At 46.7% G+C, this 12,215-nt stretch carries 12 protein-coding genes; 6 read left to right on the forward strand and 6 right to left on the reverse strand.

Going from position 1 to position 12,215, the window contains the following annotated elements; translation table 11 throughout:
- Positions 1-5: 5 nt before the first annotated feature.
- The 4 genes from ICN35_RS06125 to ICN35_RS06140 all read right to left on the reverse strand — a co-directional run bounded on the left by ICN35_RS06125 (position 6) and on the right by ICN35_RS06140 (position 3,733).
- Positions 6-1,241, reverse strand: a complete 1,236-nt coding sequence (locus ICN35_RS06125) for an ABC transporter substrate-binding protein (protein ID WP_251369956.1) — start codon at positions 1,239-1,241, stop codon at positions 6-8.
- Positions 1,242-1,315: 74 nt separating this feature from the next.
- Entirely contained in the window at positions 1,316-2,557 is a 1,242-nt protein-coding gene (locus ICN35_RS06130; protein ID WP_216125239.1) for an FAD binding domain-containing protein, read from the reverse strand.
- 10 nt (positions 2,558-2,567) lie between these two features.
- The gene (locus ICN35_RS06135; RefSeq protein WP_216125241.1) at positions 2,568-3,026 is read right to left on the reverse strand and encodes a glyoxalase; all 459 of its coding nucleotides are present in this window, start codon (positions 3,024-3,026) and stop codon (positions 2,568-2,570) included.
- A 14-nt stretch (positions 3,027-3,040) separates the two neighbouring features.
- Complete coding sequence (locus ICN35_RS06140; RefSeq protein WP_216125249.1) at positions 3,041-3,733, reverse strand: TetR/AcrR family transcriptional regulator; 693 nt, start codon at positions 3,731-3,733, stop codon at positions 3,041-3,043.
- A 112-nt stretch (positions 3,734-3,845) separates the two neighbouring features.
- Here ICN35_RS06140 and ICN35_RS06145 point away from each other — a divergent pair, with 112 nt between their 5' ends.
- The 5 genes from ICN35_RS06145 to ICN35_RS06165 all read left to right on the forward strand — a co-directional run bounded on the left by ICN35_RS06145 (position 3,846) and on the right by ICN35_RS06165 (position 9,125).
- Entirely contained in the window at positions 3,846-4,322 is a 477-nt protein-coding gene (locus ICN35_RS06145; RefSeq protein WP_215295181.1) for a CoxG family protein, read from the forward strand.
- 89 nt (positions 4,323-4,411) lie between these two features.
- Positions 4,412-5,266, forward strand: coding sequence for a xanthine dehydrogenase family protein subunit M (locus ICN35_RS06150; protein ID WP_215318337.1), 855 nt, complete (start codon positions 4,412-4,414; stop codon positions 5,264-5,266).
- Positions 5,267-5,293: 27 nt separating this feature from the next.
- Positions 5,294-5,803 carry a (2Fe-2S)-binding protein gene (locus ICN35_RS06155; RefSeq protein WP_215318336.1) on the forward strand — a complete coding sequence of 170 codons (510 nt, stop codon included), beginning with the start codon at positions 5,294-5,296 and terminating at the stop codon, positions 5,801-5,803.
- A gap of 19 nt (positions 5,804-5,822) precedes the next feature.
- Complete coding sequence (locus ICN35_RS06160; RefSeq protein WP_216125251.1) at positions 5,823-8,219, forward strand: xanthine dehydrogenase family protein molybdopterin-binding subunit; 2,397 nt, start codon at positions 5,823-5,825, stop codon at positions 8,217-8,219.
- Positions 8,220-8,348: 129 nt separating this feature from the next.
- Positions 8,349-9,125 (forward strand): 3-hydroxybutyrate dehydrogenase, encoded by a 777-nt coding sequence (locus tag ICN35_RS06165; RefSeq protein ID WP_215295173.1) that lies wholly within the window; start codon positions 8,349-8,351, stop codon positions 9,123-9,125.
- A 44-nt stretch (positions 9,126-9,169) separates the two neighbouring features.
- On the opposite strand, the gene ICN35_RS06170 is transcribed toward ICN35_RS06165, so the two are convergent.
- Positions 9,170-10,150, reverse strand: a complete 981-nt coding sequence (locus tag ICN35_RS06170) for a tripartite tricarboxylate transporter substrate binding protein (protein WP_215318333.1) — start codon at positions 10,148-10,150, stop codon at positions 9,170-9,172.
- A 169-nt stretch (positions 10,151-10,319) separates the two neighbouring features.
- On the opposite strand from ICN35_RS06170, the gene ICN35_RS06175 reads away from it, so the two are divergent.
- Positions 10,320-10,913: a urate hydroxylase PuuD gene (locus ICN35_RS06175; RefSeq protein ID WP_215295169.1), complete on the forward strand. Its 594-nt coding sequence runs from the start codon at positions 10,320-10,322 to the stop codon at positions 10,911-10,913.
- Between the two features lie 76 nt (positions 10,914-10,989).
- Here the strand turns inward: ICN35_RS06175 and ICN35_RS06180 are convergent, their stop codons facing one another.
- Positions 10,990-12,159: an NAD(P)/FAD-dependent oxidoreductase gene (locus ICN35_RS06180; protein WP_216125259.1), complete on the reverse strand. Its 1,170-nt coding sequence runs from the start codon at positions 12,157-12,159 to the stop codon at positions 10,990-10,992.
- Positions 12,160-12,215 lie beyond the last annotated feature (56 nt).

The raw sequence follows: 12,215 nt of genomic DNA on the forward strand, positions 1-12,215 counted from the left end.
TGCTATTAGGCTTTGTGACCTAACTCTGCGCAGGAGCGCATATTCTTCTCAGTAGTGGGCTCAATTGTCAAAATATTGAAGACATCATATTTGTCTTTCATATTCTTAGATTTAGACTCTACGATGATGACGGTTTGAACTGCTTGGTGGTCGCACTTGCGATAGTACTCAGGACCTTTGTACCAGTCGTACTTGAGGTTCTCCATCGCACTCACTACTTTCATAGTGTCGGTGGACTTAGCAATCTTGACCGATGCCAATACGCTCTTCACGCCAGCGTAACCTAATGCACCGTAATCGGATGGAACAGAGCCGTTATACATCTTGCGGAAAGCATCGTTAAATGTTTTGGCTGTTGGAATACGATCTTCTAGACCCCAGTAGTAAGAGGTGCCGCCGATGATGCCTTCAAACGCTTCTGGACCACCTGCTAGACGTGAGGTATACAACAAGACTGGTGTCACGATCTTCATACTCGATTTCAGACCAAAGTCAGTACATTGTTTGGCAGCATTTACCAAATCCCGTCCGAAGTTACAGAGTACCAAAATATCAGGGTTCAAGGCTTTAATGCGTGGCAAGAATGCGGAGTAATCCGATGCACCCAATGGATGACGAATATCAGCCAAGGTAGTGGCACCCATTTCTTTACCAGCACGCTCAAACGCACGCACCATCTCATGTCCGTACGCATAGTCAGCGGTGAGGAACACAATCTTCTTACCAAAACGGGGAATGGAGTAGCGCGCTACTGCACCCGCTGTCATGGTTGGGTTCAAAGCTTCATGGAATGTATAGACACTCCAATCTTTTACTTCGTTAATCGCATCAGATTGACTGATGGAGTTAAAGAGTACTTTGCGCTCTTTACATACGGCATTGATGGAGAGTTGGGTAGCAGCAGAAAGTGAGCCAACCACGTAATTCACTTTATCTTTTTCAATCAATTCGAGAGTGCGAGTAGCGGCTTCACCAGGATTAAGTTTGTCGTCGCGTACTAGAAGTTCTGCTTTACGACCATTAAATCCACCAGCATCATTGAATTCTTTAATAGCCAGTTCAGCAGCTTTGACTTGGTCTTGCGCTTCAGCAGAGAATGGCCCAGTCAATGGAGTTGGAAAACCAATCTTGATAGTTTCGGCTTGGGCATTGGCAACGTTGAGCCAAAGTGGGGTGCTTGCAGCAGCAGCGCCGCCAATCAACATCTTTCTTCTAGTTTGATTCGTTACTTTTTGTTTCATGGTTGTCTCCTCCATATAAAACTTGTTTAAATAAGAATACTTTTTGTTTATCAAATCTTAACTGAATGCGCCTTTTAATGGGCAGATTCAGGTACTGCTTTCCCTTGGGCTAATAAATCGCTAATGTCGATGGCAGTTTCTGCCATGACCGTACCGGCATTCCGTTTGAGATTATCGGCATCCCTTGTTCCTTTGCTACCCTGAGACTGCATATAACGCCCTAAATACTGGGCTCGCGCTACTACTTGTTGGCCTAATTTGAGGCGCTCAGCGCTATAGGCTTGCAAAGCTTCCGGGGTGACGCCCAGGGTTTCAATCTGTTTTGCAATCACGATAGCCTCATCACCCGCTTTGGTAACACCCATACCAACGTGGGGTCTACCTACAAATGCCGCATCACCCATCAAGGCAATTCTGCCGAATACAATTTGCTCAGAGCGCACGTCGTAAATGGCTTGCAAAAAAGGAGACGCCGTTTTTTCTAAAATTTCTGCATACTGTGGCGCCAAAATGTCACGAGCGACTTTGCGCATATGGGCAATGTGTTTCCAGGAAACTTTTAATGGGGGAATGCCAGTAGGATAGTAATGGCCATCATCATCGGTGAGTAAGCTAACTAACTCTTCCTGCTCAGAAGCAGGTCGATACCAAACAAAGTTATAACGACGTTTGCCTGGGCGGGTATCGTTGCCAGATCCGGCTACAGGATAACCGAGCATCTGCTCTCCATTAGGAAGGCAAAAACCAAAACGATTAAATAGCGTCTCAAGCGTGTATTGCGAGAGACAGGCCTCATCACAGACACCGCGCCAAGCAATATAGCCAGCATATTCAGGTTGAATATCTGGGGCAACTTGTGCTCTAACACCTGAACGAATGCCATCAGACGCAATTAATAATTCTGCTTTGTATTGACTGCCATCTTCGCAATGCACCTCTACTGCATTGGTATCTTGCATTACGGTTTTGACAGTCTTGCCTTGCAAGTAGCGCTCTACTGGAAATGCTTCTTTGAGCATGTGATACAGACGACTCCAGGATGTGAGTATTTGTGGCAACTCCATCTCACCTAGACTTTGACCATCTGAACCTAGGGTAACGCGTTGAGTCACTGGTACCCCTAGTGTGTGATCAACGCTTACACCAGCGGCACGTAAAGCTTGAGCAAGGGCATCGTGCGTCACAATGCCTGCGCCACGACCATCAAGGGAGCCAGTCGCTTTTTCTAGAAGGGTGACGTCATGACCTTGGCGTAGCAAGATGTTTGCTACAAATAAACCGCCTAAGGATCCGCCAACCACTAGTATTTTTGCCATGGCTAATTCCTTATGCAGCCTTCGCGTCTAAGGCTGTTTTTTCTTCGGCAGGGTAATTGAGCTCAATCACCACACCATTAGGATCATCCAAAAAGATTTGGTGAAGTTTTAAGACGGGAACCGTGCGCTCACGATAAGGAACCTTGAGTTGCTTCAACAAGGCAATTTTTTCTTCTAGGCCGGTTGCAAAAAAGGCGATGTGATCAACCGCGCCTGACCCATGAAGTGAGCTGGTATCACGATCACCTAGATATTTTTTTAAACCATCTGGATCATTTTTATCAATCGCAATCAAATGCAGTACTGCGTTTGCCCAGCTGCTATCGTCGCCGTTATAGAGCCATACACCAGGAAAAGGAAACTCTGGTCTTGGGCCTACGGTTAAGCCCAGCAGCTTACTGAAAAATTCTGTTGTTTTTTCAATCTCTAGACTACGGATCGAGAAGTGATTGAGGCTTAGATTGGACATAATGACCTTTTTAATTAAGCAAATAAAGTTTTAGCGGAATGTAAGTAGGACTCAACGCGGTCGCGAATGATTTCCTGTTCAGAATTTGGAATGCTCGGGGCATAGATGGCTTGGCCATAGATCCAGCGGCGCATGCCAATATAGAAAATACCGCCATGCAGGCCCATCAAGAATTCAAGCTCGCGCTCGGTTGGTTTTGGCTCTACTGGTCGATTACAGTATTTGCGTGTTTCACGAATCAGTCGCGGCAACAAGCGTGAGCGCAAGAGCTCAAAGAAGCGGTCACTAATTGACTGATCGCTTAATCCTGAAAAGATTAAGATCCGCACAAAGTCGTAAGTGAGTACTGTCTTGGTGTAATCCAAATAAAAGGCATTGAACTTTTCTTCTGGCGTCAGATTTTGATCGTCTAACAATGCTTCCCATTCGGGTTTCCAGCGGGATTCGAAAACCTCTTTGTAGACTTCTTGAATTAAGGCTTCTTTAGTGGGGAAGTAGTGATAGAGCAGGGTATGGGTAACGCCCAATTCTTTGGTGAGATTACGCAGTTGAGCTTCAATGCCGTATTTAGCAAAAAACTGAATCGCTCGATCCAAAATTTGGCGCTTCCGATCGGCGGTATTCATTCTGCGACGTGCCGGTATGAGTATTTCAGCCGAATTTTCGGCTTGCTCTGGGCTGGAAACGCTATCTTCAGTAAAACGCATGGATTCTCAGGGTTTATCCGAATTTGGACTTATTGACCAAAAGTTAAATAATGGTACATTGTTGAACAATTGGTAGATAACACTCTATCCGTACAAACCCCAAGGAAGTTAAATGGAACTCAATGGCGAACAACTCATAGCCGCATCGATCCCTGATGTCTGGAGAGGATTGAACGATGTTGATGTGCTTGCCAAATCCATTCCTGGTTGCGAAGAGATTAGCCGTATATCGCCAGAAGAAGTCCATGCCAAGGTGATGTTCAAGATTGGGCCTGTCAGAGCCCGCTTCTCGGGCAAGTTACTGCTCAGTGATGTGATTCCAGATCAATCCTGTTCTATGGCATTCGAAGGTTCAGGAGGCGCTGCCGGTTTTGCAAAAGGACGCTCACGCGTCGAGCTCAAAGCTGCTGAAGGTGGCACCTTAATTTCCTATACAACTGAAGCATCCATTGGTGGAAAGTTAGGTCAGATTGGCGGGCGCTTAATTAGTGCTTCCGCAAAAAAGATTGCAGATGACTTTTTTCAAAAGTTTGCAAAAGAATTAGGCGGGGAGACAGTGGCGCTGGAGTCTGGCGCTGGTAGTGAATAAAAAAGTAGTTCAAAAAATAAAATAGTAGTTAAAAGTAGAAATCAAAAGAGCCACAAAGGCTTACTTCAATTAGCAGTGGAGGAGACAGAATGAAAGCAGCAGCATTTGACTATGTAAAGCCAAAGGCTTTAAGTGATGCTTTGTCTTTGCTGGAGCAAGGCGGTGATGACGCGAGATTAATTGCTGGCGGACAAACACTTCTGGCTACGCTCAATATGCGACTGTCAGAGCCAAGCATCTTGATTGATATTACCGATGTTGCCGAGCTCAAGGGGATTTCTGTTGTAGGCGACAAACTGCGGATTGGTGCGCTCGTTACTCATACCGAAATCGAAGATTCTGCTTTAGTTGCAAAACACGCGCCACTTTTAAAAGCTGCGGCGCCTCATATTGCGCATCGAGCGATTCGTAACCTAGGAACATGGGGCGGCTCACTCGCTTATGGCGATCCTGCGGCGGAATGGCCTGCTTGCAGTTTGACTTTACAAGCCACTATGGTGATTCATGGGCCTAGTGGCGAGCGCAAAATTGCTGCCAAAGATTTCTTTATTGATCTGTACACCACTTCGTTAGAGCCAGATGAAATTCTGGTCGCTACTGAAATTCCACTGGCTACTAGCAATCAAGTTTTTTACTTCCACGAACTAGCAAGGCGTCATGGCGATTACGCGGTCGCTGGTTTGGCAGCGGTGGCTGAGAAACAAGGGGGCGTATTAAGTCACTGCGCATTTACCTTCTTCTCAGTAAGTGCTACACCTGTAATGGCAAGTGCTGCGCAAGATTTGATCAATGGGCAGTCTTTAAATGATCAGTTGATTGCACAGGCGGTAGCAAGTGCGCGCGAAGAAATAGATGCGATTGCAGATATTACCAATAGTGCAGAAGCGAAGACCCATTTGATTGGTATATTGCTTGAGCGTGGTCTCAAGCACATGCTTGCCTAATTACTCAGATTGTTCGGAGATTTGAAAATGAGCTTGAAGAAAAAAGTATCGATGACGGTGAATGGTGTTGCTGTCAATGCAGAAATTGAGCCACGTCGTCATTTGGTTGATTTTCTCCGCGAGGATTTACATCTTAAAGGCCCACATCTCGGTTGCGAGCAGGGTGCTTGCGGTGCTTGCACCGTCAAGGTGGATGGTCAAATCATCCGCGGTTGTTTATATTTGGCAGTGCAAGCTGATGGCTGTGTAGTTGAAACGATTGAAGGTCTAACAAAAAGCGGTGCTCTAGCTGATCTTCAAGAATCGTTTATGCGCCATAACGCTATGCAATGCGGCTTCTGCTCTTCGGGGATGTTGCTGGCGGCTGCTGAGCTGATTGAAAAGCAGCCTAAGGCTAGTCGTGAGGAGGTTCGCGAATGGATCTCTGGAAATTATTGTCGTTGCACTGGTTATCACTCTATCGTTGATGCGATTGTCGATGTTTTAGAGGCTCGTGCTAAGGGTCAAAAAATTAAACCTGTCGTTGCTCACGCCTAAGGGATTTAGGAAACGTATTATGAATAAGCCAAGCGATTTGAAGGGACTCGTTCTCGATCCCGTTACTAACGATCAACGCTACATCGGTAATAGCGAACCAAGACATAGCGCGCGTCGCTTGCTGGAAGGTCAAGGCACATATATTGATGACATTCAATTGCCACGCATGGGTCACGTGGTCTTCTGGCGTTCACCAGTAGCCCATATGAAGATCGGCAAAATTCATACTGAGCATGCGAGCAAGATGCAAGGTGTTCTGGCGATCGTTGATGGCGTTCAGATGGCAAAAATTTGTAAGCCTTGGGTTGCTACCCTAGGTCACTTAGCTGGTATGAAATCCGCACCTCAGCATGCTCTTGCAATTGATAGGGCTTGCTGGCAAGGTGAGCCGGTAGTTGCCGTGGTCGCAGAGACAAGGGCGCAGGCAGAAGATGCCCTGCAACTCGTTGATGTGGAGTGGGAAGAATTGCCTGCTGTGATCTCTATGGAGTCCGCGTTGGATCCGAAGACGCCATTGATTCATCCAGAATTGGGTGACAACTTGTGCTTCACCCGCAGCTTAGATGTTGGTAATGTTGATGAAGCCTTTGCGACTGCAGATGTTGTCGCTGAAGCTACTTTTGGTTTTGGGCGCCACACTGGCGTAACCCTAGAGCCGCGTTGCCAAATTGCAGATTACAACCCCGGTGAGCGTCGTCTGACGGTGTATCACTCGCAACAAGCGCCGCATATGATGCAAGACTTGTATTGCCGTCAGTTTGGTTTATCTGAATCTGATGTGCATGTGATTTGTAAAGACGTTGGCGGATCTTTTGGTATTAAGGTACACGCCTATCCTGATGATTTTGCGACCGTCGGTTTGGCTATGATGCTAGAGCGCCCAGTGAAGTTTGTGGCCGATCGCTTGGAATCCTTTACAAGCGATATTCATGCTCGTGAGCACCGCATTAAAGGGCGGATTGCGGCTAATAAAGCAGGCGATATCTTAGCCTTTGAGATTCATGACCTAACGGGTATTGGACCTTATTCCATGTTCCCCAGGACCAGTGCAATTGAGGGCAACCAAGTAGTGAACTTGGTTGGTGGTCCTTACAAGCATCAGCACTATCGTGCGCATTTAGATGTGGTATTTCAGAACAAAACCCCCACTTGCCAATACCGTGGAGTTGGTCACCCAATTGCGTGTGCGGTGACTGAGGGCTTGGTCGATTTGGCTGCTCAAAAGTTGCAGATGGATCCGCTAGAGTTTCGTAAGCGCAATGTGATCCCTGATGATGCTTATCCCTGTTCTGGAATCTCGGGCATCAAATTAGAAGTGCTCTCACACGAACAATGCTTGCATACGATTGAAAAGATGATGAATTACCCAGCTTTGCGCAAAGAGCAGGCAGAGTTGCGTAAGAAGGGTATTTATCGTGGCATTGGCTTTGCAACCTTAATTGAGCTCACTAACCCAAGTCCTGCTTTTTATGGAGTAGGTGGTGCGCGTATTGCGTCTCAAGATGGCGCTTCAGTGCGTTTAGATCCTAGTGGTGTAGTTTCCGTGTTAGTAGGCGTTGGCGAACAAGGTCAAGGTACAGAAGGTATCTATGCGCAGATTGCTGCGGATGCTGTAGGTGTATCTATCAATCAAGTACGTATTGTTACTGGCGATACCGATGTCACTCCTTACGGCGGTGGTACTTGGGCTTCCCGTGGGGCTGGCGTTGGTGGCGAAGCAGTATTGCTGGCCTGCCAAGCATTGCAAGAAAATATTTTGAAACTGGCGGGCGCGATTTTGAATCGTCCGGTTGCTGAGTTAAGCGTACATCGCAGTCATGTTTTGGATAAAGCGACTGGTGAACAGTTATTGCCCTTTAGTGAAATCGGTCGCATTGGCTATTTCCGGACTGATACTCTGCCAGTGGGCTTTTCTGCAGACTTAATGGTGACTCGCCATTACACCCAAAAAGATTACCCATTCATCTTTACTAACGGTGTGCAAGCCTCTTATGTGGAAGTAGATCCTGATACCGGCTTTGTGAAGCTCCTCAAACATTGGGCGGTAGAAGACTGTGGCCGTGTACTTAATCCGATGTTGGTGGATGAGCAAGTTCGCGGCGCGATTGTTCAGGGTATCGGTGGTGTGCTCTTTGAAGAGTGTCTCTACGATGAGAGTGGTTTGCTGCGTAATGGCAGTATGGCTGACTACCTTGTGCCGATGGCAAACGAGATGCCAGATATTGAGGTGGCTCACGTAGAAACCCCAACCCAATCTTCTAAGCTGGGCGCCAAAGGGGCTGGTGAAGCCGGAACTGCTGGTGCTCCTGGCGCAGTCCAAAATGCTATCAACGATGCTTTGCTGCCGTTTAATACTGCAGTGTTTGATCAGCCAATTACCTGTGAGAAGATCCTGCGGGCGCTCAAGAAAATCTAATTTTTCAAGGCTTCCCATGACCTCGGTGCATAACCCCGAATTAGGGTTTGCACATCCTGTAACATCAAGTTTTTAGGCAAGCCCTCATTGGGCTAGTCTTTGGGTTAACTTGATACGGTAAAAATCGATATGTCTTCATTAAAAGGTAAAACAGCCCTAGTGACAGGATCTACTAGCGGTATTGGTTTGGGTATGGCCATTGCTTTGGCAAAACAAGGTGCCAACATCATGGTCAATGGCTTTGGCGAAAAAGAGGAAGCGATTGCCAAGATCAAGGCCTGTGGGGTCGAAGTGGATTACCACGGCGCAGATATGAGTAAGCCTGCCGAGATTAAAGATCTCATTGCGCAAACGGAAAAACGTTTTGGCTCATTGGATATTTTGGTGAATAACGCTGGCATTCAGTACACCGCCAATATTGAAGAATTCCCAACAGATAAATGGGATGCCATCATTGCCATTAACTTAAGTTCTGCATTCCATACGACACATCATGCGCTGCCGGGAATGAAACAGCGTAACTGGGGCCGTATTATTAATATTGCATCTGTTCATGGCTTGGTTGCGTCAACGCAGAAGGCAGCTTACGTTGCTGCTAAGCATGGCATCATTGGTTTAACCAAAGTCACTGCACTTGAAAATGCCCGCACTGGCATTACTTGTAATGCGATTTGCCCAGGTTGGGTATTGACACCATTGGTACAAAAGCAGGTAGATGCCCGCGCTGAGCGTGAAGGTATTTCTAATGACGCCGCTAAGACTGCCTTGGTATCGGAGAAGCAACCGTCTGGAGAGTTTGTAACTCCAGAGCAGTTAGCCGCGCTTGCGGTATTTCTCTGTGGTCCTGACGCCTCTGAAGTTCGTGGCGTAGCTTGGAATATGGATGGCGGTTGGGCTGCTCAGTAAATATTTGTTACCAATAGCGCTAGCTTTGAGTAACTCTGCAGAGCTTACTCATCAGTGATCTTTTTATCTGCGATGATCTTGCCCCACATCGCAGATTGACTCGCAATATATTTTTGTAAGTCTTCTCTGCTACCTGGATTGGGCGTTAAGCCATGCTCGGCTAATTGCGTACTAGTGGCCTTGTCTTTCAGCGCTGCTACTAGCGCTTTATTCCACTTCTCTAAAATGATGTCAGGCGTTTTTCCTGGTGCTACAAATGCATACCAGTTACTGGCATCAAATCCTGGATAGCCTGACTCTGCAATCGTTGGAACATTGGGAAGGGTGGGTGCGCGTTTTAATCCAGTGGTCGCAATCGGAATGAGCTTGCCATTCTTGATATAGGGATCAGCAGTCGCTAGAGCAGAGTAATAAGAAGAGACTCGGCCACCTAGAAGATCGACCATCGCTGGGCTGCCACCTTTATAGGGGACATGAACGGTATCAATATCAGCACGTACGTTTAAGAGTTCACCCTGTAAGTGAGATGCAGAGCCACTACCTGTAGAGGCAAAAGTAATCTTGCCAGGATTCTTTTTGGCTAGCGCTATATATTCTTTAAAGTTCTTGACACCCAGCTCTGGAATTACCACCAAGACATTCGGGAAGGTAACCCCCATCGTTAAGGGGGCTAAATCTTTTTGGGGATCATAGGGCAATTTCATCAGATGCGGTGCGATAGACAGTGGTCCGATGGAGCCAAAGAGGATGACCGATCCATCAGTTGGTGCAGTAGCGGTATAAGCATGCGCAATGTTGCCACCAGCACCGGGCTTATTGTCCACAATCACATTTTGTCCAAGATCTTCACTTAATTTTTTGGCAATCACACGAGCTGCACTGTCAGCAGATCCGCCGGCTGCAAAGCCAACCACAATCGTGATGGTCTTCTTAGGTGGAAATTCCTGAGCGTAGACGCTAGAGATGTAAGTAAATGCTGTGAGCGTGAGGTAAATCAGTGTTTTGAAAAAAGATGGGGCAGGCATATATTGTCTCGTTCGGTTGCTGTTTTTTGCTTATTTTGCGCCCCAAACTGGGCGAAGTCACTATCGAAGTGACAATTTTGGGTAAGAATGATGGAATTTTGGCTACCCGAACAAAATCAGCAGAATCGTTTATAGTTACAGCGCATTCTTATATCTAGGAGATCCTTTCATGGCTTCAATTTTGACCTCATTGGGACGCACAGTATTAGCTGGTTTTGTGCTCCTCGTTTTAATTATTCTCGCTTTGGGCGGTAACTTTAGCTCTGCTGAATTGCCATTCATATTCCGTTGGTTGCACGTGATGTTTGGTGTGATGTGGATTGGTTTGCTCTGGTACTTCAACTTTGTGCAAATTCCATCTATGCCAAAAATCCCAGATGAGCAAAAGCCAGCGATTGGTAAAGTGATTGCTCCAACAGCATTGTTTTGGTTCCGTTACGCAGCACTCTTCACAGTAGTGACTGGTTTGATTGTTGCTGCTTTGAATGGCTATCTCCATCAAGCGTTTACATTACAAGCACCATTCCGTGCAATTGGCTTGGGCATGTGGATTGCCTTGATAATGGCTTTCAACGTATGGTTCATCATTTGGCCTAATCAGAAACGTGCTCTTGGCATCGTAACTGTTGAAGCTGATGTCAAAGCAAAATCTGCACGCGTTGCGATGTTGACATCCCGCTTGAATACAGTACTCTCAGTGCCAATGTTGTTCTTGATGTCTGCACAATCACATAACACTACTTGGTTCGTGATCGTTTCATAATCACTCTGAGTTCGCATTAATGAAAAGGCCCGCATCGCGGGCCTTTTTTATTCCCTAAAGGGTGAGCGTAAAAACGCTAGGCCAGAATAGCGGGCAACTCCTTAGTGAGGGCACCACGCTGTGCAGTCGCTGTGCCCATCAGTACAAATCCCAAAAGCTTGCCATCATCAGACTCAAAGCGCGCTTCTAGTCCGCCTTCAACGGGATTGGTTTTCCACTGCCCTGCGACACCTTTGGCTGGGGGCGAAACAATCGTAGCCAATGCCGGTGTTTTCACCATCACGGGCATTGCAGGATAGGTGAGGGCAGTACGTTGACCAGTCAGCGTCACTGCCAATGCTCGAGCTGCTTGCATGATCGGCATCACATAAGGCAGTACCAGACCTTCTACTTCAGCACAATCACCTAGTGCATATACATGGGGTGCATTGGTTTCTAATTCTCGGTTGACTTGAATGCCAATGCCGGTAGCTATGCCAGCTGCTTTAGCAAGATCAAGGCGAGGTTTTAGTCCCACAGCTGACAGCACTACATCGCTAGCAATCAGAGTGCCATTGGCTAAAGTGATATTGAGTTCATTGCTATTACGATCGATGGATTGCACAGTGGTGTTGAAATGCCAACGCACTCCAGCAGCACTTAGTTTACTTTGCAAATCGTTTGCTGCCATCTCTGGTATCAAGCGTCCAAGAGCTTGAGGTGCCAAGTCAATAACATCGACTTCGTAGTTGCCTAGCACTAAGTCATTGGCAAACTCGCAGCCAATCAGTCCCGCACCCAAAATGGCAACTTTCTTTTTGCCTGAAATAGCATTGCGAAACTTTGCATAATCTTCAAGATCATTGACAGTCAATACTTCATGAGCGGCATTGCCTTGGAGTGGGAGGCGAATCTGATCTGCGCCCAGAGCCAAGACGAGTTGACGGTAAGTGATCTCACCTTTACTCGTGTTGATGATTTGCTTGGCGCTATCGATCGCATGCACATCTGTTTCAGACAAGATGTTGAGCCCTAATTGGCTTGCCATAGCCTCTGCTGGAGTAGAAATTAATTGAGCTGCCTCTTTTTTTCCAGCTAGCGCAGTTGAGAGCATTGGCTTGGAGTAAAAGTATCCCGGCTCTTTTGTCACAAGCGTAATAGGAATCTCTTTATCGAGTTTCCGGATTTCTCGTATGACGGTATATCCAGCCAATCCGCTACCAACAATGACAATAGCAGATGAGGATTTCGAATTATTTTGATCCAAGCTGGACTCCCTAGTAATGCGTTAATTGTGGTGATGCAATGTAGATATCGAAATAG

The organism is Polynucleobacter sp. es-GGE-1, from assembly GCF_018882005.1.
GTDB lineage: Bacteria > Pseudomonadota > Gammaproteobacteria > Burkholderiales > Burkholderiaceae > Polynucleobacter.